19 protein-coding genes are annotated in these 21,487 nt (G+C 69.4%); 9 read left to right on the top strand and 10 right to left on the bottom strand.

Annotated elements, in window-relative coordinates; genetic code table 11:
• The first annotated feature begins 307 nt into the window (after positions 1-307).
• The 4 genes from POF43_RS15680 (at position 308) to POF43_RS15665 (ending at position 3,830) form a co-directional block, all read left to right on the top strand.
• Positions 308-856 (top strand): hypothetical protein, encoded by a 549-nt coding sequence (locus POF43_RS15680; RefSeq protein WP_271325386.1) that lies wholly within the window; start codon positions 308-310, stop codon positions 854-856.
• A gap of 74 nt (positions 857-930) precedes the next feature.
• Positions 931-1,797: a DUF4097 family beta strand repeat-containing protein gene (locus POF43_RS15675; protein WP_271325387.1), complete on the top strand. Its 867-nt coding sequence runs from the start codon at positions 931-933 to the stop codon at positions 1,795-1,797.
• Between the two features lie 213 nt (positions 1,798-2,010).
• Positions 2,011-3,042 carry an ATP-binding cassette domain-containing protein gene (locus tag POF43_RS15670; protein WP_271325388.1) on the top strand — a complete coding sequence of 344 codons (1,032 nt, stop codon included), beginning with the start codon at positions 2,011-2,013 and terminating at the stop codon, positions 3,040-3,042.
• Positions 3,039-3,830: an ABC transporter permease gene (locus tag POF43_RS15665; RefSeq protein WP_271325389.1), complete on the top strand. Its 792-nt coding sequence runs from the start codon at positions 3,039-3,041 to the stop codon at positions 3,828-3,830. The genes POF43_RS15670 and POF43_RS15665 overlap by 4 nt, the downstream gene beginning before the upstream one ends.
• A 702-nt stretch (positions 3,831-4,532) precedes the next feature.
• On the opposite strand, the gene POF43_RS15660 is transcribed toward POF43_RS15665, so the two are convergent.
• The 6 genes from POF43_RS15660 to POF43_RS15635 all read right to left on the bottom strand — a co-directional run bounded on the left by POF43_RS15660 (position 4,533) and on the right by POF43_RS15635 (position 10,163).
• The gene (locus POF43_RS15660; protein ID WP_271314079.1) at positions 4,533-5,141 is read right to left on the bottom strand and encodes a hypothetical protein; all 609 of its coding nucleotides are present in this window, start codon (positions 5,139-5,141) and stop codon (positions 4,533-4,535) included.
• Between the two features lie 832 nt (positions 5,142-5,973).
• Positions 5,974-6,630, bottom strand: a complete 657-nt coding sequence (locus POF43_RS15655; RefSeq protein WP_271323242.1) for a contact-dependent growth inhibition system immunity protein — start codon at positions 6,628-6,630, stop codon at positions 5,974-5,976.
• Positions 6,631-6,642: 12 nt separating this feature from the next.
• Complete coding sequence (locus tag POF43_RS15650; protein WP_271314081.1) at positions 6,643-6,942, bottom strand: RNase A-like domain-containing protein; 300 nt, start codon at positions 6,940-6,942, stop codon at positions 6,643-6,645.
• Positions 6,943-6,997: 55 nt separating this feature from the next.
• Entirely contained in the window at positions 6,998-8,215 is a 1,218-nt protein-coding gene (locus POF43_RS15645; protein WP_282704605.1) for a hypothetical protein, read from the bottom strand.
• A complete protein-coding gene (locus POF43_RS34885; protein ID WP_271323244.1) occupies positions 8,212-9,855 on the bottom strand; it encodes an RNase A-like domain-containing protein in 1,644 nt (547 codons plus the stop codon). Before POF43_RS34885 ends, POF43_RS15645 begins: the two co-directional genes overlap by 4 nt.
• A 5-nt stretch (positions 9,856-9,860) precedes the next feature.
• The gene (locus POF43_RS15635; RefSeq protein ID WP_271323245.1) at positions 9,861-10,163 is read right to left on the bottom strand and encodes a WXG100 family type VII secretion target; all 303 of its coding nucleotides are present in this window, start codon (positions 10,161-10,163) and stop codon (positions 9,861-9,863) included.
• A gap of 121 nt (positions 10,164-10,284) precedes the next feature.
• Between POF43_RS15635 and POF43_RS15630 the strand changes: the two genes are divergently transcribed.
• The 3 genes from POF43_RS15630 to POF43_RS15625 all read left to right on the top strand — a co-directional run bounded on the left by POF43_RS15630 (position 10,285) and on the right by POF43_RS15625 (position 13,330).
• Entirely contained in the window at positions 10,285-10,704 is a 420-nt protein-coding gene (locus tag POF43_RS15630; protein ID WP_271323246.1) for a WXG100 family type VII secretion target, read from the top strand.
• Positions 10,705-10,814: 110 nt separating this feature from the next.
• Positions 10,815-11,147, top strand: coding sequence for a DUF7919 family protein (locus POF43_RS35320; protein WP_443732102.1), 333 nt, complete (start codon positions 10,815-10,817; stop codon positions 11,145-11,147).
• Between the two features lie 221 nt (positions 11,148-11,368).
• The gene (locus POF43_RS15625; RefSeq protein WP_282704604.1) at positions 11,369-13,330 is read left to right on the top strand and encodes a S53 family peptidase; all 1,962 of its coding nucleotides are present in this window, start codon (positions 11,369-11,371) and stop codon (positions 13,328-13,330) included.
• Between the two features lie 1,118 nt (positions 13,331-14,448).
• On the opposite strand, the gene POF43_RS15620 is transcribed toward POF43_RS15625, so the two are convergent.
• From POF43_RS15620 to POF43_RS35315, 4 genes are all read right to left on the bottom strand, one after another.
• Positions 14,449-14,805: a hypothetical protein gene (locus POF43_RS15620; RefSeq protein ID WP_271323248.1), complete on the bottom strand. Its 357-nt coding sequence runs from the start codon at positions 14,803-14,805 to the stop codon at positions 14,449-14,451.
• Positions 14,806-15,107: 302 nt separating this feature from the next.
• Positions 15,108-15,362: a hypothetical protein gene (locus POF43_RS15615; RefSeq protein WP_271314088.1), complete on the bottom strand. Its 255-nt coding sequence runs from the start codon at positions 15,360-15,362 to the stop codon at positions 15,108-15,110.
• Positions 15,363-15,505: 143 nt separating this feature from the next.
• Positions 15,506-17,512: an RHS repeat-associated core domain-containing protein gene (locus tag POF43_RS15610; protein WP_271323249.1), complete on the bottom strand. Its 2,007-nt coding sequence runs from the start codon at positions 17,510-17,512 to the stop codon at positions 15,506-15,508.
• Positions 17,513-17,763: 251 nt separating this feature from the next.
• A complete protein-coding gene (locus POF43_RS35315; RefSeq protein ID WP_271323250.1) occupies positions 17,764-18,417 on the bottom strand; it encodes a hypothetical protein in 654 nt (217 codons plus the stop codon).
• Positions 18,418-19,600: 1,183 nt separating this feature from the next.
• Here POF43_RS35315 and POF43_RS15600 point away from each other — a divergent pair.
• Positions 19,601-20,752: an SLC13 family permease gene (locus tag POF43_RS15600; RefSeq protein WP_271315276.1), complete on the top strand. Its 1,152-nt coding sequence runs from the start codon at positions 19,601-19,603 to the stop codon at positions 20,750-20,752.
• Between the two features lie 21 nt (positions 20,753-20,773).
• On the top strand, positions 20,774-21,463 hold the full coding sequence (locus tag POF43_RS15595; RefSeq protein ID WP_271322792.1) for a hypothetical protein: 690 nt from the start codon (positions 20,774-20,776) through the stop codon (positions 21,461-21,463).
• Positions 21,464-21,487 lie beyond the last annotated feature (24 nt).

The raw sequence follows: 21,487 nt of genomic DNA, 5'->3' as shown, positions 1-21,487 counted from the left end.
CGTGGGCCCCGCCGTGATGGCGGGGCCCACGGGCGTTCGGGGCGGGGTGTGTTCGCGGGGGGTGGCTTGCGGAGGGACAACGGGGGTGCCGGTGCGGCTGGGGGCGGGACGCGTGGTGCATGGCGCGCGGCCGGGGCCGGGGTGGGCGGACTGGGGCTGGGGTGGGCGGACCGGGGCCGGGGTGGTGCGTAGGGAGGGGCGAACGGGTCGGCGCTGATCGAGCGGCCGGGCCTGCGGAAACGGCTCCGCCGCAACGGTGGCGCCATTATGGCTCCACATGGCGCCGTGTATGTGCCATGATGGCGTCATGGACCTCACGCCGTACGTCGACAACCTCCGGCACGAGCTCGCGGTCGCCGCGGAGGCCGGCGGGGACGAAGCCCGCGCGCTGGCCGAACGGCTCACCGCGCCCCTGGAGTCGGCCGCCCGCCTCACCCTGCTGAACGCGCTGTCCGCCGCGATGGGCGAGGTGGCCCGTGACCTGGCGCCGGGCTCCGTCGACGTGCGGCTGCGCGGGCTCGACCCCGAGTTCGTCGTCACGCCGCCGCCCGTACTGGAGCCCTACGAGCCCGCGCGGGCGCCGGAGCCGGCACCGGAGTCGGCACCGGGTGGCCGGGCCGCCGAACCGGTCGCCCCCGCGGAGGGCGAGGACGGCGGCACCGCGCGGATCAACTTCCGGTTGCCCGCACACCTCAAAACCCGGATCGAGGACGCCGCCGGCCGCGAGAGCCTGTCGGTCAACGCCTGGCTGGTACGGGCCGCCGCCCTCGCCCTGGAACCCGGTGAACCCGGCCGCCCGGCCGGCCGCACCCGCCACCGCGGCGGCGGCCAGAGCCACACCGGCTGGGTCCGCTAGGGACCGCGAACGCGTCACTCCGTCCCCGCCCGACCAGCGGGAATCCACCTTCGACCCACGACGACGGGACAGCCATGCCTTCTTTCGACCTCACCGGACCCCTCACCCTCACCCTCGAATTCGACGTCGGGACCGCCCGGATCGGCGCCGGCGAGCGGTCGACCGCCGTCGTCGAGGTCCTCCCGGCCGACGGCGCCGACGACGCCGACGTGCGCGCCGCCCAGCAGACCGCCGTGACCTGCGCGGACGGCGTGCTGCTGGTCAAGGGCCCCCGAAAGCGCGGGCTGTTCGGGAAGAGCGGCTCCCTCGACATCAGCGTCGAGCTGCCGGCCGGGTCCGAGGTCAGGGCCACGTCGCCGATGGCCGGCATCACCTGCGAGGGCCGCCTCGGGGAGTGCCGGATCAAGACCTCGCTCGGCGACATCCGGGTCGAGGAGGCCGCCGGCGCGCACCTCAGGACCGACCACGGGGACATCCGCGTCGACCACGTGACGGGCGACGCCGAGATCACCGGCGCCGGCCGGATCGACGCCGGCGAGATCACCGGTGCGGCGACGATGAAGAACGGCAACGGCGAGACCACGATCACCACCGTCGGCGGTGAGTTGCGGGTGAACGCCGCCAACGGCCGCATCACCGTCGGCACCGCCCGTTCCGGCATCGACGCCAAGTCGGCCAACGGCGGCATCCGCGTCGGCGAGGTCTCGCGCGGCCGCGTCGTCCTGCAGACCGCCGTCGGCGACATCGAGGTCGGGGTCCGCGAACCGGTCGCGGCCTGGCTCGACGTCAACACCCGCTTCGGCAGCGTACGCAACGCGATCAGCCCGTCCGACGGCCCCGGCGACTCCGGCGAGTCCGTCGAGGTACGGGCCCGCACCGGCGTCGGCGACATCGTCATCACCCGCACCCAGCCGTCCACGACCTTGGAGAAGCACGTCTGACCGTCCGTGGCGCTCGGGGAGCGCGCCCGACCGTCCGCGTCAGCGGCGACGCCCGACGGACCGTGTCGTTCGGGGAGCACGCCTGACCCTCCGCGTCAGCGGCGACGCCCGGCCGTTCGCGACGAGGCACCGCCGTGCCCCGCCCCCGCCGTCCGGCGGCGTGTCCGGGGAGAACGCCCGACCGTTCACCAGCCGAGAGAAGGCAGCAACGGCATGAACGCTGTACCCGCGTCATCCGCGTCATCCGCGTCATCCGCGACAGTTGTGCGGCCGGCGATCGCCGCCGCCGGGATGTCGAAGTCCTACGGCGATACGACCGTGCTCGACGGCATCGACCTGACCGTGCCGGAAGGCACTGTCTTCGCCCTGCTGGGCCCGAACGGTGCCGGCAAGACCACCACCGTCCAGATCCTGTCCACCCTCATCGCCCCGACGGCCGGCGAGGCCCGGATCGCCGGGCACGACCTGGTCCGGGAGGCCGGCGCCGTACGGTCCGTCATCGGGGTCACCGGCCAGTTCTCCGCCGTGGACAACCTGCTGACCGCCGAGGAGAACCTGCTCCTCATGGCGGACCTCCACCACCTCGACCGCCGCGAGGGCCGCCGTCGTGCCACCGCGCTGCTGAGCCGCTTCGAGCTGGCGGAGTCCACCGCGAAGCCGGTCGCCACGTACTCCGGCGGCATGCGCCGCAAGCTCGACCTCGCCATGACGCTCATGGGCCGGCCGCGCGTCATCTTCCTCGACGAGCCCACCACCGGCCTCGATCCGCGCAGCCGCCGCATCATGTGGGAGATCATCCGCGGCCTGGTCGTCGACGACGGCGTAACGATCCTGCTCACCACGCAGTACCTGGAGGAGGCCGATCAGCTCGCCGACCGCATCGCGCTGCTCGACCACGGCCGGATCGTCGCCGAAGGCACCGCCGAGGAGCTCAAGCGCCGCATCCCCGGCGGCCACGTCCGCCTGCGTTTCGCCGACGCGGCCCAACTCGCCCGCGCCGCAAGCCTGTTCGGGAGCGTCGCCACCGGTCACCCGGACAACCTCACCCTGAACGTTCCCAGCGACGGTGGCATCACCACCCTGCGCGCGGTCCTCGACACCCTCGACGCGGCCTCGCTCGGCGCCGAGGCGCTCACCGTGCACACCCCCGACCTCGACGACGTCTTCCTCGCCCTCACCGGCCGCCCCCAGCTCACCTCACCGCCCACCTCACCGCTCACCTCACCGAAGGGCCAGGCCCGATGACGACCGTCTCCTACGCCGCCCGGGACTCCGCGACGATGTTGCGGCGCAACCTCAAGCACGCGCTGCGCTACCCGTCCATGACGGTCTCGGTCGTCGTGATGCCCGTGATGATGCTGCTGCTGTTCACCTGCGTCTACGGCCGCGCGCTCGGCGCCGGCATCGCGGGTGGCGCCGCCGGCTCCGGTACGTACATCGACTACGTCGCGCCCGGCATCGTCCTCATGGCCGCCACGTCCGGCGCGGTGGCCACCGCTGTCAGTGTCTGCGTCGACAAGACCGAGGGCATCGTCAACCGCTTCCGGACGATGGCGGTCTCCCGTGCGTCGTTCCTGACCGGGCACGTCGTCGGCAGCGTGCTGCAGACCCTGGCCTGCGTGGCGGTCGTCATCGGCGTCGCGCTCCTCCTGGGGTTCCGGCCGGACGCCACCGTGGTCGAATGGCTCGCCGCCGCCGGCCTGCTCACCGCGGTCGCCCTCGCCCTGGCGTGGATCTCCGCCGCGATCGGCCTGGTGGCCAGGACACCGGAGACCGCCAGCAACATCCCCATGCCGCTGACGTTCCTGCCCTTCATCGGCAGCGCGATCGTCCCGCCCGACTCCATGCCCGCCGGACTGCGCTGGTTCGCCGAGTATCAGCCCTTCACCCCCGTCATCGAAACCCTGCGCGGCCTCCTCACCGGCACGCCCATCGGCGACAACGGCCTCATAGCCCTCGCCTGGTGCACCGCCCTCACCCTCACCGGCCACTTCTGGGCCCGGAGGGCTTTCGCGGTGGAGGGGAGGGGGTAGGCGGGGGAGCGGGCGGCGGCAACGGGGCGCTCCGGTGGGGTGGAAGGCGGTGCGGGGCGACGGCGGGGGCGGCGGCGTGGGTCGGCGGCGTGGTGACCGGTCCGGACTGGTCTGCGGAGGACGCCGTCCGTACGTATACGTAACGATGCACCGGGCGGACGCGCTGAGTATGGTTGGCGACCCGGACCATTCACCAGGTGGATGCCAACGGCCTGGTGGCGGGAGCCACGTCCGGGGTGCCGGCGCAGGTGAACGTCGCGCGAGCTGCCCCACTGATGGCCGCCGCTGTTCACGCCGGCGGAGACGCTGGGCCGCGAGACGCGCTCGCCCCGCGTTCACCGAGTACGGGCGGATTGCCAGGACCGACCAGTTGCCGTGGGCTGAGCGCGGGCGCGTTCCCGACCGTCGGTCAACTGCTGTCCTTCGCCTACGACTCCGAGCGCCATGAAACCCAACGCCACCGGGGGTTGATCCGCTGCTGACGCAGACGGGGGAACCCGCAGGCTGTCTAATCGTCCAGACCATGATCTGCCCGAGACGTGAACGACGTGAACGACGTGAACGACGTGAACGAATGGGCGGTTTCGGCGGACCAATAGGAACGGAGAAACACCAAGCCCCAGCCGCTCGGTAGTCGGCTGGGGCTTGGTGGACATGTTTCCGGCCTTCTCACTGGCCGAGACCCATGAACGTGACGCTACATCAGATGGTCGGAGTGTCGTCCACGAGAGGCTTGTGGAGTTCCATGGTCGGCTTCCAGCCCGCAGAGAAGTCGATGAATTCCACGCGGGTGGGGTAGGTGTCCAGCGCGCGACGATCACGCTTGGGGCTGTCGGTCCCCTTGCGTCCGCGAGAAACCTGCTCCTCGAAAATGTCGACCTTCACGTCCGGAACCTCCTGGAGGCCCTGACGCCAGATCTGCACGACGTCCGCGCCGAACGCCTGCCGGGCCGCCGCGTAGAGGGCCGTGAGAGCCCCCTTGTCGCCACCGGGAACGAAGAGTGCCAGGTCCAGCACCACTCCGGCGGACTGGAGAACCTCGATGGTCTCGGAACCGTTTTCGTCAGCGAGGTAAACCCCGCATTCGTTCTCGTCGTCGGGGAGGCAGGAGACCTCTTCCTGGAAGATGGTCTTCGCCGTGACCGAGCCGCCTTCGAAATCCTCGCCGGGCTTGGTCAAAAAGGCGGGGACATAGCAGTTGCTGAGCTTGAGTTCTGCCGTGTCGGCGGATACGAAGATCCTGTCCTTCACCCCGAGCTGCGTCACCTCTTCCAGCGAAAGGCGGCGAGCTGCGATCTTCTCCGTGTTCACGATTTCCCTTTCAGGTTGTGCTGTCCCTCTGACAGGAATACTACCACGAAAAGCCCTGGCCAAGTGATCCAGGGATTTGCGAGGTATTGACTTCCGGTGCGTCGCGTGAAGGGATCCGGGGCGGCGCGACTGTCATGGTGATGCTGAACTTGACGGATCAGCATCACGCGTAATCCCACGCCATAGGTTCGGATTGGGAGCGGGTAACGGGCGCCAGTTGTACGTGAGTTCACGGGGTTCGCGCCAGTGTTCACCATTCTCGGCTATCGTCAGACTTTCGCGGTAGGTCGGATATGGTCCGAGAATTTCAGGTCGACGTCAGCCGAGTGTGGCGGGTTTTGCATTCGGCGGTGAAGCGCCGCTCGGGAGGGTGGTGAAACCGGTGGCATTCTGCGTGTGGAGCCGCTCCGGGTGGGCCGCAAAATTCGGCCACGCCCAGGCATGCTTTTGGTTCAGCTGCGCACCGGCCGATCCGCCGGGGAGAGATACGGCCCCTCGCCGGCTTGCAAGTCCGGCACCCGGATGTGTTCTCGCGTCCATGCGCGGTGCCGACCTGCGAGGCGATTCCACCGTGGGGAGATCGGCTGGGCCAGGATCAAAAGCGGCGCCGCCAAGGCTGATCGCGTGCAGGTGCGATTGCGGCGTCGGAGCTGTCCCGGACAGCCCTGGTCGCTGGACTGAGCCTGCGGTTGTTCGGCAAGGCCGGGAGCCGAAAGCCGGTGCGGGACGGTGACCGCAGCCAGAGTGCGTCAGATGGCGGGCGCCGGCGCGGGCCGTGCGGAGGGGTGGCCGGAGACACCGAGGACCAGTGGTACGAGGCCGGGCGAGACGGTCAACTGGCGGCGGCCCGCAAGCGGTCGGGGAGTGAGGCGAGCCATCCGCCGGGGGTGAAGGGCACCGGTGGGTCGACCTCCATTCCCAGTTCGGCCACGGCCACTGCGTAATCCGACTCGTCGAGTGCCAGTGCCAACAGTTCGGTCAGCTCGCCGAGCAGCCGGGCCACCACGAACCTGTCGCTCCCGCCGGCGTAGTCGGCCAGGGCCTCGTCGTGCCCGGCGAACTCGTCCGGCATGTCCTGGGAGAACCAGCCGCCGAGCAGCTGCGCGAGTTCCGGGAACCGGGCGTGCCATTCCCAGTGGGTCACTGGGCTCTCGCTGTGCGGGACGTCGCCGTGTTCGACGCTCGCCCGGATGTGGTCGGCGACGTGTTCGAGCCACTCCGCGAGCCTGCCGTTCGCGATGCCCGTGTCCGGCATCGCGTACGCCTGCTCCTGCCCACCGGCGCTCCCGTCGCGGACAGACGCCGCGTAGCCGCGTAGCTGCTGTTCCGCTGTGGCCAACGCCCAGGGCCTGACATGCCAGGTGTGGCGCAGGTAGGCGTCAAGTGCGGCACTGCGCGTTTCGGGTGTGTCGTCGGGTTCCTGGCCTAGGTATGCCTGGAGGACCTGGTCCAGTTCACCGTGATCGCGGTCGTGGCGGAGGGGTTCCATGGGAGTTCGCTCTCACAGGTTGATCGGGAAAGTGGCAAGCACCGCGAAGCCCCGGGTGGCTTTCGCATCACGGACGAGAACGACCCTGGCGGCGCGCACGTCCACCGGACCGGCGCCCACGAGCTCCATTGCCTGGAGAAGGACCATGCCGACAGGTTGCTCCCGTGAGGGCCAGGCGGCCTCCAGCGTGAGCCGCCGGCGTCCACCGACCGCGAGCCACCGGTGGATGCGCTGCTCGTTGCGCCTCACCACCTGTTGCGTGCACCAGCGCGCTGTGGCCGAATTGGGATAGGTCGCTGCCCTGGTTCGCATGACGCTCTCTCTGGCGGGACGGGGCGGATCGGGTGCTGGGGAGGGGGAGTACGGGTCACTCCGCCGGGTGCCGGCGGGTCAGGTGCGCCTCGGCCACTGACGCCGCCTCGTCGAGGACACCGAGGTCCCGGACCCAGGAAAACGCCCCGGAGAGGTTTTCGCGAAGAGCGTCATTGCTGCCGAAGTACGTCCGCATGTGCGCGATCTCGGCCACCAACGCCGCCAGACCGAGCCGGCAGCCCGCGTAGCATCCCTCATCGATCTCCTCGGTGAGGTTGGCCATCGCGGTCGGGCGGTCACCGTGGTCGACCGCGTGGCTCAGCTCCTCGATCCTCGGGTAACGCGTCCGGGCCTCCCACGCGGACATCGGCAACTCCGAGGCAGCTGTCACGGGGTGGCCGTCGAGCCCGTCCACCTCGTCCGCGAGCGAGGTGAGGATCGAGTGGCGCGCGGGGGCATCGGTCCGGTCCGGCAGGCTGCCGATCAGGCCTTCGGCCAGACGCCGGTATGCCCCTTCCGGCGACGGATGGTCGGACCTCAGGTCACGGCTGACGTCACCGACACGCCGCATCGCTCCCAACGGCGCGCCCCACAGGTCCAGTCGCAAGAACCGCTCGACCGCGGTGAGCGGTTCCGGCGCCGGCCGCGTTGCCTCCTCCGCGCAGAGGGTGAGCAGAGCGGTCGGCACACCGTCGACGGGCGCTTCCTCGTGCGGCTCGGCCGCCCGGACAACCGGGGCCGCGTGGCAACCGGTCGGTGTCGCAGCCCAGGTGTCGAGCATGTCGTGCCGGATTCCGCCGACCGTGTGGCCCAGATTGGCGCGCAGCATGTCGTCGGTGGCGAAGAGCACCGCGGCATGCCGGATCTCGGCGTGCAGGTCGGCGCGTACGTGCGCCGGGAGGGCGTCCCCGGGGCGGGTCTCGGCCAGCACGGGATAGCGGAGCCGTGCCTCGGCGGGCGTCATGGGCAAGTGGCGGGCGCTGGGGAAGGGGGTGCCACCGCCGTCCTCCTCCACCGCGTCACCGAGGAAGGCCAGGAACTCGGCTCGGTCCATACCCGGCGCGAGCCGGGCGAGGTCCGCCGGTGCGAGCCCTTCGACAGCAGCGGTGAACACCGGGACATCCCGCCGTGGAGCGAGTCCGCGGAGGAACCGGCCGGTGTCCGCCGGGTACCAGATCGAGCCGAAGGGCACGGCCGAACTGACCACGCGCACCAGGCGTGTGGCCGCCTCACGGTATCCCCCGCCCGCCCGTGCCGTGTTCGCCGTGCTCATGGTGTCGTCCCTCGCCAGTTCGTCGGCATGGCGGTGAGAACGATGTAGGCAGGGTGGCCGCCCGTGCGATACCGGAGCACGACCTCGGCCCCGTTCGTCGGCTGCGCCCGGGCGTTCATCCCATCCTTGTCGTACCCGGCACGGGTGATCGTGTGTCCGGTGACCGTGCCGGGAAAATCAGCCGGGAGCTTCAGCGTCGACCTGTCATTGTGGACACGGGACTGCCGTCGAAGCCATGCCTTGATCTTCTCCTCGTTGTCCCTGTCGTCCATCGTCTCCTGGGTGTACTTCTGCGCGTCGTCCAGGTTGTCGAAGGCGGACGCGGAGGGTATCGACTGCTGGTCGCGCAGTCGCTGGGCGAGTTGTCGGGTGTCTTCGCCCACGTGCTTGTCGATCACGTGGCTGCGGTGCATGCCCTCCTGGCCCGCGAGGTCCACAGGATAGGTGTGGTTGTCGGCGCCCGGGACCGTGTACAGCACGGACGGGCTGAAGTCGTTGAGTGCTCGCGCTCCGAACCCTTCGGAACGGGCTTCCTCGGCGTTGAAGGTCGGCGCACTGATACGGGCCTCGTTCAGTGGTCCTTCCAGACCGGCCAGTTTCGCCGTCTGCCGGTGAACCCGGTTGTTGTACTCCTCGACCGCCGCGTCCAGAGCCTCGGTGTCCAGTCGCTTCGTGAGGTCGACGCCGACCTCCTCACCCATCCCGAACACGCTCTTGGCCAGCGCTTTCAGCCCGGAGAAGTCCGGATGGGTCTCGATGTCGTGGATCGCGCCGATCAGTGCCTTGCGGTAGATCCGCCACAGGTCCTGGTGCAGGGACTCCGCCGCGGCGGCGAAGGCACTCAGCGCCTCGGCGAGGTCCTGCGCGGTGTCGAAGAGGACCGCCATGACGGGGTGACTGCTGGCGCCGTAGGCCTCGTCGTGCGACCAGCGGTACGCACCCCGGCTGTGCCCCCATGCGGTCGTACCCCACAGGGAACTGCAGTACTGGCGCATCGCCTGGTACCACTCGCCGTTGTGCTGGTCGGTGATGCCGGAGACCAGCGAGGTAAGGGCGCCGTCGACGCCGGAGATGGCCGTACTGGAGTCGAACCACAGCCGCGAGAGGTGTACGAGGTCCTGGGGATTGGGCTCCGGCACCACGTCCGCGGCCTTGCCCCAGCGGTAGATGTCTTTCAGCAACGGCCGGAGTACGAACAGCACCGCGCCCTCGACGCCGTCCAGGAGCGACGAGAAGAACGACTCCGCGTCCTCGTCGTCGCGCCAGCCGAGCCCGGGAACCGACCCGTAGTGCGGTGGAGTACGGATGACGTGCGGCAGTGGCCTGGGGGTGGCCGACGCCCCCGGGGTCGGGTCGGTCGCGGCGTCCGCCGCGCGGAAGTGGTTGGCGGTCGTGGTGAAACCCACCGCCGCGCCCCCGACACCGACGACGCTGCGCTCCCACACCCGGAAGTAGAGGTCGCCCATCTCGGTGTAGCGCTGGGAAAAGGCCTCGGCGGCGCTGCCGTAGCCGCCGCAGTTGGGGTAGGCCCGGAGCTTGCCGATCAGATCCTTCGCCCCGGAGTCCAAGGTCTGCTGCTGATCGGCGACGCCGTCCGAGACGGTGTACAGCTGGGAGGGGGTGACGTCGAACCCCGACACCGGTCCTACTCACCGCCCCAACCGCGAACCAGGGCAGAGCTGGCGGCTCGGTAGTTGGCGTGCCCGGTGACCACGACGTCGCGCAGGTGTCCCTGAGCCGACTTCAGTTCACCGACCGACGCGTTCCACCGGTCGAGCGCCGTCTTGCAGGCATCTCGCGCCTCGCCGTGCCAGGTGTTGACCACGCGTTCCGCCTCGTAGTGCAGCGTGTCCAGATGAGTGGTCAGTTCCTTGAGCATGTCGCTGATCTCACCGGACACTGTCTCCAACGTCGCGAAGTCCGCGCCTATCGAGTCGTCACCGGTCATTCGTCCCCCCGTCGAACTCCCCATCCCTCTATCCTAGTTCGGGCCAAGAGTCGAGCGGGCGCCAGCGTGCCCCGGCTGAGGGCCTGGTTCCGGATCAGGGTGTCCGGGAAAGGGGGGAGGGGTGGCCGACCAGAACCTGGTCGTGTCCGAGGGCGACCTCGCGGACCTCGCCGCCGCGCTGCACGGCATGCGTGACCACCTCGACAAGCAGGTCGGACGGCTGAACTCCATGGTGGAGTCGATCGGGGACGGCTGGCACGGGCCGGCCGCCGCCGCCTACAAGGCACTGCAACGCCGGCTCAACGACGACATGGCGCGGATCCGCGACGAGATCGACGTCATCGCCGAAGCCGTCAGGTTGAGCAGGGGCGGCTTCAGCGCCGAGGACCTCCACCAAATGGAGACCTTCAAGGGTTTGGACAGCGGTGACGCCTTGCCGCTCCAGGCTCCGGGCTCCAACGCCGACGACGAGATCCTCCGGCGGTTGACCGCACCGGACCGCGCCCCGTCAACGCATCAGCCACCGTCCGGCGGATCTTGACCACTTGTAGGGCCGGCCCGGCGGACGTGCCGACGGCAACGTGTCATCGCCGGGCCCGCTACGTGGGGTATCGGTGACACCCCTGCAATCGACGTCCCTTCCGGTACCTGGTGCGTCTTCTACTGAGCGGACGACGCCCAATCTTTCGACGGGGCCGGACTCGCACGCGAACAGGGCCTCGTTGTGAATCCCTACGAGGTGATGGCTCCACGTACAGCGGTCAGGGGCCTCACCGTTTCTCTCCCGCATTTCGCGGAAATGAGGAACCGGATGATCGTGATATTCTCGGTATGGCGGAAATTCACGTCGAACAAAAAGATGGACAGGCCTTCGCTTCCCCTTCGCTGATCTTGCACTACGTTCTGGAGCATCATTACTTGCCACCTGCGGCGTTCTGTGAGGCTGTTTTGGAGACTGCCAGGTTCTACGGATTTCCTGCTTGATCCGATGGCGTCGAAGGCGATCGCGGAATGGTCAAGTAGCAGACCCGTGATGTCTTCGATGCCTGGTTCAACCAGCCCTTCGGAACTTGACCACGGCCCACGCGCTCCGCCGAACGGGTGGGGTGTGCGTCCGGGCGCAACCGGAGGGTGCGCGGACGGCGTGATACGTGGTGGGAGCGCGGTCGCAGGGGCCGTTGCGCAGGCAGGCGGACGGGCGGGTCATGGGAGGGTTTTTCCACGCGGGGCTCGCGATGACGGTCTGTGCGGCGGTGGCGGTGGCTGCCGGCGGGGTCGCGGGAGCGCCGGGTTCCGCGCGGGCGGCGTCGGTCGTCGCGGTGCCCGGATCGGTCCCCGCGACGGTGGGCAGCGCCGTGCGGGTGGGGGCCGCGTCCGCGTCGCAGCGACTGACGGTCCAGGTGTGGCTCAAGCCGGACGCGGCGCGCGCCGCCGCGTTCGCGGACGCGGTGGCCACGCCGGGCAGTCCCCGGTTCCACCACTACCTGAGCCCGGACGCCTACACGGCCAGGTTCGGCCCCTCCGCCGCGCAGGCCGGGGCGGTGGCCGCGTGGCTCACGGGCGTAGGGCTGACGGGAGTTCAGGTCGACGGTGACCGCGACCGCGTGTCGGCGACCGGGCCTGTCCCAGCGGTCGAGTCGGCCTTCCAGGTGCGGATCGGCCGGTATCGGGCCGTCGATGCCGCGAGCGGGGCCGAGGGCCGGTCGTCGGTGTTCACGTCGAACGACCGCGAGGTGTCGGTGCCCGCCTCACTGGCCTCCGACGTGCTGGGCGTGACGGGCCTGAGCGATGCGCCCGCCGCGTCGCGGAGCACGGCCGCGTCGGCCCCGCCGAGCCACGCGGCGGCGAAGGCGGCGACCTGCTCCCGGTACTGGGCGCAGCACGCGCATGCCCTGCACCCCGCCTACCAGGGGCTTGCCCGGGCCTCGCTGCCGGTGTGCGGGTACTCCGCCGCGCAGCTGCGCGCCGGCTACGGGGCGACGTCGCGGGACACCGGCGGGGGCCAGACGGTGGCGCTGACCGAGGACGAGCCGCCGACCGCGATGTTCCGGACGCTGACGGCGTACGCCCGGAGCAACCACTTGCCGTTGCCGAAGCAGTCCCAGTTCCGGCAGGTCCAGGCCGGGAACGCCTGCCAAGCGCCTTCGGCGGCGGACCGTGCGGCGCAGTCGCCTCGCGTCGACGTCGAGGCGGAGATGGACTCCGAGGCCGTCTACGCGATGGCGCCGGGCGCGGACCAGGTGATGGTGGTGGGCACCGGCTGCGACGAGGACCAGGCGCTGCTGGACGCGGCTTCGGCCGTCCTGGCCGGGGACGGCCACCACCCCCTGGCCTCCATCGTGTCGAACTCGTGGCAGATCCCGCTGGGCGAGGTCTCGCCGCAGACCGTGCACGCCATCGACGTGCGGGCCGCGGCCGAGGGCGTCGGCATGTACTTCGCCTCCGGCGACACCCCCGGCCTGACCGTCACCGACTCCGACCCGTACGCGGTGGCGGTCGGCGGTACGACCCTCGGTGTCGGGGCCGCGGGCAACCGGGTGTTCGAGACCGGCTGGTCCGACGACTTCGGCTCGCTGAGCAGCGGCAAGTGGACCGACCTCGGCGTCAGCGGGGGCGGCGGGGGCGTCAGCGACGTCTACCGGCAACCGTCGTACCAGAAGGGCGTCGTCCCGGCGTCGATGGCGCGGGTCCGGGTGGCGCAGAAGACGGTGCTCGGCCGGACCGTGCCCGACATCGCCGCCGCCGCCGACCCCGACACCGGCATGCTGACCGGCTACACCGCCACCGACGGCCCCGGGAAGTCCGGACGCTACCGCACCGTGTCGAGCGCCGGCACCAGCCTGTCCACCCCGCTGGTCGCGGGCCTGGTCGCCGATGCCCAGCAGGGCCGCACGTCGCCCTACGGCTTCATCAACCCGCTGCTCTACCGCCTGGCCCGCACTCGGGCGTTCCACGACGCCCTGCCGATCAGCACGTCCGCCCCGCAGCAGAACCGAGCCGCGTACGTCGCACCCGACGACACCTTCACCAGCGTGGGCGTTGATGTCTTCGATGCCCAGAAGCACCCCGACACCCAGCAGGTGACCGCCAAGGGCTACGACACCATGACCGGCCTCGGCACCCCGAACGGCGCTGACTTCATCAACGCCTTGCGCCGCGGGCGGTGATGAGCGGGGGGATCTTTCACCGATGTCGTGCCGGTCGGGCGCCGGGGGAGGCAGGACGGGTTCCCTTCCGCCGCTGGGCGCGCAGCGGCAGTGGTCCGCCAGATGCCAGATGCCAGACGCCAGGCGCCAGAGCCGGCCCTGCCCATACAGCGGGCCGCGGAACTTGAACACTACGCCTACGCGTTGGGGCGGCGGACGGTGCCGGCGATGGCATAGCGACGTGCGTCCGCCGCGCTCCTGGTCCGTGCCCAGGTGCTCGTGACCACTCGCCGATGCCGCCCTCATGTGCCGGAGTATTCCGCCGCAGAAGACCCCCGGGTCCTAGCCGCCCGGAACCGCTCGGTTGCCAGGAACTCCGGCCGCTATTGGTCGCGTTGCGCGGGTCCGGGCGTGACGTGGACGACGTCGTGCGATCCGTCCGACATGAAGCAGAGGTCGATCGCGGCCGACGTCAAAGGCGTCGCAGATACGCTGACGCCGACGAGCCCGCGCGTCCTGGGGATGCTCCCAACTTGCCCGCGGACTCGTCGTTTTCGGTGAACGGGTCGCCGTCAGACTTGAGTTGCGGTCTTCGTGCTGCGACTCGCCCGGTGAAGTCGTGCACCGCGCGCTTGCCGAGGAGGCATCGCAGGTAGAGATCCCTGTCCGAACAATCCGCCAGCTCGTTGTGCGTGATGTCCGTTGCCCCAGCCGGAGGTGGCACCCCGAAGGTGCATGAGGTGGACTTCGCCAGCCAGCCGTGATGAAGTGCGGCCGACAACGTGCGCGCGGCCCAGTTCGCGCAGGGAGGACCACAGCGCGATCGCGAGTGAGCGGACGTCGAACCCGCACGCCGCTCGCGGCATCGACCGAGCGGTCATGGCTTCCGGTCCTCCGCCCACGCGTCACTGTTGGCGGACAGCCAACGCTCGTGACAACTGATCACCTCCGACCTCGCCCAGCACACTCCCGCCGGCGTACCGGGCGACGTACTCACAGCCGAGCGCGTACGAGGAGCCTGAGGCGACGGGCGCGGAGAACTCCGCTCGCCGGACGGACCGGAGACCGTGGAGAAACTCGGGAGCCCGCCTCCCTCACCGCCGGGCCGGGTGTCGCCCTGTCGGATCCCGGGACCCGGCTCACCTGCGCAACTCCGGTTCTACCCTGCCACAGCCCCCGTACGGCGGAAGCGCACTCCCACAGACATGGGGGTCGGGGTCGTCGATGACGCACAGGATGACCCGGCCTGCGTCACGACGAGCATCGACGTTGACGGTGACGCAGTCGGGTCCGGCCAAGCGTGAGAAGGCCAGCCCGACCGTTGACCCCGTGCGCGCCGCGTCGGACACCTCGGATTTCGCGAAGAAGCCCATTGTTTCGACGGTACGGCCCGTGGGGCAGCCGCTGATGAGGGCACTTTTGATCCGCGGACGGTCGGAGAGGAGCGAATGGTCGGCGCGAAAGGTGACGACGCCGTCGCCGTTCTGGCCTTCCATGCAGTCGCAGATGTTGGACAGGTGGTAGCAAGGCGGAGTCTGTCGACCGAGAAAACCTGAGCTCTTCCTGGGAAGGAGCCGAGGAACGCGACCGCGCCGTTCTTGGTTCCCATCGCGCCGTCCGTGATCGACCCCAGAGCGTCGTCCACTGCACCGCGAGTAGTGTCCAACAACGTTCCCGGCGCAGGACCATTGTCCCTGTATGCGAAGGAACGGGGCGCCGCTCGGGCGGGCGGTACGGATCGGCCCGAGGCCGACCAGCGTGTTCGCGGACCACGTTCTGACGTCCTCCGCAGGCACGGTCACCGTGCGAGCGAAACGATCAACTCGACGAGAACGACGACTCCGAGCGTGATGAAGACGACCGGTACGACCACGGCGATCAGATTCTTCTGGCGCTGCGATCCCGCGATCCGGCTCGCTCGGCCCCGCGTTATTCCGCCGGTCATGCGCTCCAGGAAAGCGTTGTACCGGTCCGCGGTGACACGGGCGATGCAGCCGACGGAAATCAGCAAAAAGGCGGAAATAATCTGAGCTGCAACATCAAAAGTGCTCATCTGGCCCCCTCGGCAGTGACAAGTCAATTAATGATCCTACCGGCATGCAGGCGGAGCGTTCCGGTCCGTGGATCCCGCAGCGACAGCGTCGCTGCGGGATCCACGGACCATGACGGTATCGGAGCATCATTCGCCAGCGGCCATCAGTAGCCCCAGCTCTTGGAGTAGGGGATGATCTGGTGGCTGTAGTTTATCCCGACAGATGCCCCAAGTCCCGGTGCGAGGGAAATTCCGAACCAGAATTTGGGGCGCATCTCTCCGGAGTGCCCGACTTCCCCTCCCGTCACACAGAGGCCCAGCCCCAGGGCGGCACAAGCATTGTAAGAGGTCGCGGCCTGCCGCTGCGGAGAGACCGATGTCCAGCCCGCGAACCTCCCGAACCCGCCAAAGCCGATCCCGCCGACGGACTGCCATATCGCGTGCTGCGCATACGTGGTGCCCTCGCACAGCACCATGCAATAGGAGATTCCGGTATTGAGATGCTGATCGACGTAGGAGCTGCCGTCCTTCGCTTGTCGGGCGGCAAACGAGTTCGCTTCCCCGCCGAAGGACTGCTCGTAGTTCGTGGAACTCTCGTCGACGCGTTTGCGGACTATTGCCTTGACGACCGGCCTCTGCACACAGGCGCGCATTCCATAGCACTCCGAACCGTCGTTGTAGAACGACCCGGTGGCGTAGCTGTAGGTGTAGCCGAGGGACTTGTAGTGTGCCACCTCGTGATGCCACGTCCTGGCGTTGCGCGCCGCTTGGGCGTCGGTCGTCTCCACTGCGGCGACCGACCCGGTCGCTCCGCCGTCGTAGACCATTTTGCCGGTCGGGTCCGACGCGTTGATCGGGTCGTCGTCGCTGTACGCGTATCCGTTCCACTGCTGGGGGTCCGCCGGGTCCATCAGGGGGTCCGGGTTGAGGAGCCTGCCGAGGGCCGGGTCGTACTCGCGGGCGCCGAGGTTCGTCAGGCCCGTCGTGTCGTCCACCGTGCCGCCGATGAAGCCCTCGTCGCCGGGCCAGACGGCAGGGGTGCCGCCGCGGGTCTCGCCGAAGGGGGTGTACTCGCGGTGGGTGACGGTGAGGTCATCGGCGGAGATGTCGGTGGTGGCGGTGCCGTGCGGGTCGGCGGACTGGTAGTCGAGCGTGGTGCCGCTCTGGCCTGCGTAGGCCGATCGCAGCACGGTGGGCGCGCCCGGCAGGCTGTAGGTGCGGACGGCCGAGGTCGCCGTCCCGGTGGAATCCAGGGTGATCTGGTCGCCGCCGAGGAGCAGCGTGGTGGTGCCGTCACCGGTGCGGGCGACCAGGTTGCCGTCCGGGTCGTAGCCGTAGCCCGTGGTCCGGGAGCCGACGGCCAGAGTGCTCAGCTGTCCGGTTGCCGTCCAGGTCAGCATCTGGTCCTGGGCGGGCTGGTCGGTTCCGTTCTGGTCGGCGGTGACGGACTTCGGATTGCCGTCGCCGTCGTAGGTGTAGGTCTGGGTGGTGTCGCCGGTGGTGACGGTGTGGACGGCGTGGGTGTGGCCGGTGGTGTCGTAGACCTCGTCGGTCTCCACGTTGGGCGTGACGCCTGGCATGAGGCTGTTGTCGGTCTTCGACAGGCGGTTGCCGGTCAGGTCGTAGCCGTAGGACTGCCAGTACGGTTGCGGGCCGGCGCCGTTGATGTTCGACGGGTCGGGGGCGGAGTTCGTGCAGGTGCCGAGGCCGCTGACGGAGGGCGCCGGCTGCGTGGTGGTGCCGCCCTTGTCCGTCCAGGCGTCGGTGAGGCGGCTGAGGTAGTCGTAGCGGTAGCACTGGAGGTCGGTGGCCGAGGTTCCGCCCGTGTCCTGTGTGTCGTCGGTCGAGGTCAGCCGGCCGGACTGGTCGTAGGTGTAGTCGACGGAGTCGACCGCGGTGGTGCCGTCCTCCTTGTCGAGGCTGTAGTTGAGCAGCCGTCCGGTGGCCGGCTCCCAGCTGTCGGTGGCGACCACCTGGTGGGGTACGTCGCCCATGGTGGCGCGCTCGGTCTGTCCGAGCGGGGTGTACTCGATCAGGGCGGCGTAGGTGTCGGTGCCGCCGAGTGTGGAGGGCAGCCCTTGCGTGTCGTAGCCGTAGGTGAGGGTCTCGTCCGGCATGAGGGCGCCGGTGCCTGTGGTGGTGATGCTGGACGTCAGCAGCTGGTCCAGCACCGGCGTGTAGGTGTTGGCGGTGCTGTAGGTGATGTCGGAGGCGTTGGCGTAGGTGCCGGACGGTATGAGGACCGTCGTGTTGGTGGGCTGGTAGTCCGTGCTGTAACCGCTGATCGTGCTGCGGTAGGTCTCGGCACCGGTCGCCGGGTCGAAGGTGGAGGCCTTCGTGGGGTAGCCCTTGGCACCGGATACCTGGTCGTACCCCCAGGAGGCGATCTCGGCGCCGCCGGTGACGCTCCCCTTGTACTCGGTCAGCTTGCGGCCGAGGTCGTCGTAGGTGTGGCTGACGACCTGGCCGTTCTGGTCGGTGGTGCTGGTGAGGTCGCTGTCGTCGTCGTACGCCGAGGTGGTCGTGAGGTGAGCTGGCGGTTATCGGTACGGTCGGTGTCGGTCATCCGCGCGGTCAGCGCGGGCAGGGGTGGGACCTCCGCCGGCGTGGGCGCGGCCTGGGTGGCCGTGGTGGCCGACAGCCAGGGGTGGTTGACGGTCTCGGCCTGCGGTGTGCCGCCGTCGTGGTCGTAGGTGATCGTCTGGTAGGCGTAGCCGGACAGGGCGTTGTCATCGGTGAGGGTGTCGCCCGTCGCGTCCTGGACGCTGACGGACCTGGTGGTGCTGCTGCCGGCCTCGGCGTCGCCGTCCATGCCCTGCAGGTAGTCGGTCTCGGACTCGGTGATCGGGTCCGGGGCGGCACCGGTGCGGGTGATGACCTTGGCATAGCCGCGGAACTGGCTCCAGGTGCGGTCCTTCTGGAGGTTGGTGAAGTCGTCGTCGTAGTGCCAGGCCGGCCCCTGGTAGGTGTACGTGGTGACCTGGGCGGCGGACTGGGTGGTGGAGTTGTCGGTGACGTCCACCTCCTCGACCGGGTAGGTATGGAACCACGCCGGAGCGGCCGACCCCATGATCACCCGGAAGCCGTGCCTGCCTTCGTTCCGGCCCGATCCGCGGACGCCACAGCCACTCCACCCAGATGAGTCGCCAGCAAGTCGGTCAGAGCGGCTGAACGACGCCACCCTGGGGCGCAGGGCGCGGGGGCGCTGCCGCGGGGGTGCGGTGGGGAGGGGCGGCGTCCCGCCTCGGGCGACGGGGCCGGGTCGTGCGCGCCACGGAGGCGGCGCGGTCCTTTCTTCAGAGCAGCCTGTGGGCGGCTGTACCACGACATCGCGTAGCAACTGCTGCCGTCCGAGCCGGTATTCGGCTCCGGTCTGTGACGAGATCGAAAGGATGACGTCGAATAGCAATCAGCTGATTTGACGGTAGAAGCTTGTCGGTGCATTGAGCGTTTTCAGCATTGCCTCTCCAGGGTGAGGACGGCATTGGCGATGACGCCATGCGGGGGGATTTGATGCGGGATCTGTGGGAGGTCTGCCGGGAATTCAATGGTGGCTTGCCGCATTCGAGGGTGCCCGGACCACGGACAGGGCCCGGTTTTCCAATTCCCCCGGCGGGCGTGTGCATCTGGTGGTGACCCGGTCGTCGGCACCGGTACGGGCCGTGCCAGCGAGGAACGGGATGCCCTGGCGGTTGCGCATCCCAAGGCCCCGGTGGGTGCGGGCGGCCGTCGGATCGCGGGCGCGGCCCGGTGGCGCGGGCGACAGCCGCCGATCCTTCAGTCCGGGCCGGTGGCGACTGTACGGTGGCGCCGGGGGCGGGCGCCGCCGACGGACATCCCGAAGCCCGCGGCGATACGGGCGGGCGTGCCGTGGCGCCGCCGGGGCCCGAGTACGCCCGGCGCACGCCGGTGCGGCGGCGCCTCCCGGCGGTGGACGCGCCGCCGTGGTGCTTTCGTCGTCCGGTCCGGATCGGCGGTGCAACTGCTTTTCGCCGTTGCAGGGGAGCGCGCGAGCAGTTCGCATCGGTTTCCTGCCAGCTTTCTCGCCGTGCAGGTGACACGAAAAAGGATTATGTGCAAGATAGGCGGGATCAGGGGCGGCCGCCTTGTACCACCCTGCGGGTGGTTTAATACGCCCCATTGGCGACTATGCTCCGATTGCCGCAGTAACGAAGCGCGACCAGTCGTGACGAATCGCTCCGGAGGTCGGAATGTTGGATGAAACCGCCCCAGCGCAGCCGGGTCGGCGTTTTGATCCGATGGATTGGATTGCCGTCGGCCTGCTGATCTGCGGTGTGTCGGCCGTGGCCAGTGGTCTGCTTCCGGCCTCGGACGCGCGGGCGACCGTGTCCCGCATCCTTCCGTTGCTCATCTTCCTCGGCTCCGTCATCGTTCTGGCCGAACTCGCCGCCAAGGCCGAACTGTTCGACGTGGTCGCCATCCTGGTCACCGCCCTCGGCCGGGGCCGCAACGTCGCGCTGTTCCTGTTGGCGGTCTGCTTCGCGGCGCTCACGACGATGTTCCTCAATCTGGACACCACCGCAGTACTGCTCACGCCTGTCCTGATCGCGACCGCCCGGCGCGCGAGCGTGCCCGTGCTTCCTCTGGCCATGACCGCGGTGTGGCTGGCCAATACGGCCAGCCTGCTGCTGCCGGTGTCCAACCTGACCAATCTGCTGGCCGCCAACCGGATCGGTTTGCAGCCCACTGCCTTCGCCGCCCGGATGGCGCTGCCGCAACTGGCGGTGCTCATCGCCGTCGGCGCCTGTCTGTGGGTCTTCTACTGGCGGCGCAACCCCGCGACGTACGAGGTTCCGCCGCGACACGAACCGCACGACCGGCGGCTGTTCTGGACCGCGGCGGTCTGTGTGCTCGGGTTCGTCGGCTGCATCGTCATCGGGATCAGTATCGCCGTCGCGTCGGTGACGACCGCAGCCGTGCTCGCCGTTGCCGTGGCCGTCCGCGACCGTCGGCAGCTGACGTGGAGCCTCCTGCCGTGGCGGCTGCTCGTCTTCGTGACCGGTCTCTTCCTGGTCGTGGACACCGCCGACCGGCACGGGCTGTCGCATCTCATGGCACGGCTCATCGGCGGCGACGGCGGTGCGTCCGGTGTGGTGCGCGCGGCCGCGGTCGGCGCGGCGTCCTCCAACGCCCTGAACAACCTGCCGAGTTACGTCGCCGGTGAGGCGGTCATTCCGGTCGGCAACCACGAACAGCTGATCGGGTTGCTGATCGGCACCAACGTGGGTCCGCTGGTCGTCCCGTGGGCGTCCCTCGCGACGATGCTGTGGGCCGAGCGGTGCCGCATCGCCGGCGTCTCGTTCGGGTGGGGCCGGTTCCTGGCGACCAGCGCCCTCACCGCGCTGGCCGCGCTGTCCGCGAGCGTCGGCGCCCTCTTGGTGCACGGCTGACGCCGAATCCTAGGATGAACCATGAGTACCTCGACCATCGATGTCGTCACTCTGCTGCCCGGCCCCGTCCGCGAGCAGGCGCTGAGGCTGGGGGAGAATCTGCGCGGCCGAATGGTCGCGGCCGGAATCGAGCCGGCTTTCGCGCTGGGTTCGCCCTTTCCGGGTGCCGGCCGGCACGACGTGTGCGAACCGCACGTTTCCTTGTTGATGTTGGAGGTCGGCACGGCCGATATTCCCGATGCGGTGGCCGCGCTCGCCGACATCGCCCGTGCCCGGGCTCCTTTTGCCGCGATCGGTGAGTACGTCGCCCACAACCCCCAGGGCGCGCCTGAACTCTTCTTCAAGGTGTCGGCCGAATGGCGCGAGTTGCAGCGGGCTGTCATCGACCGGATCGAGCCGCTGCGCCGTGGCCGTCTGCGTCCGGCCGATCCGGCCGGACATTCGGTGGCCGCGCTGATCCGGACGAGCGCGGATCCCGACCAGGTACGCCAACTGTCCCGATTCGGGTACGACGAAGTGTACGAGGAGGCCGCCGACCGGTTCCGGCCGCATGTGACTCTGGCATGGCCGGCGATGCGGCGGGAGTCGGTCGACCTGTCCGACGTGTCCGCCGACGGTCTTGATCATGTCGTGTCGGAGGTGGCCGTCGCCGCGATGCGTCCGTACGGCACCTGTACGAAAATTTTGTCGCGAAAGCAACTGATCGGATGAGATCTGGCGCCGGGTCGGACCGTG

The organism is Streptantibioticus silvisoli (assembly GCF_027947535.2).
GTDB lineage: Bacteria > Actinomycetota > Actinomycetes > Streptomycetales > Streptomycetaceae > Streptantibioticus_C > Streptantibioticus_C silvisoli.
Note: the sequence above shows the minus strand (reverse complement) of the source record. Positions and strands in the feature narration are given on the sequence as shown.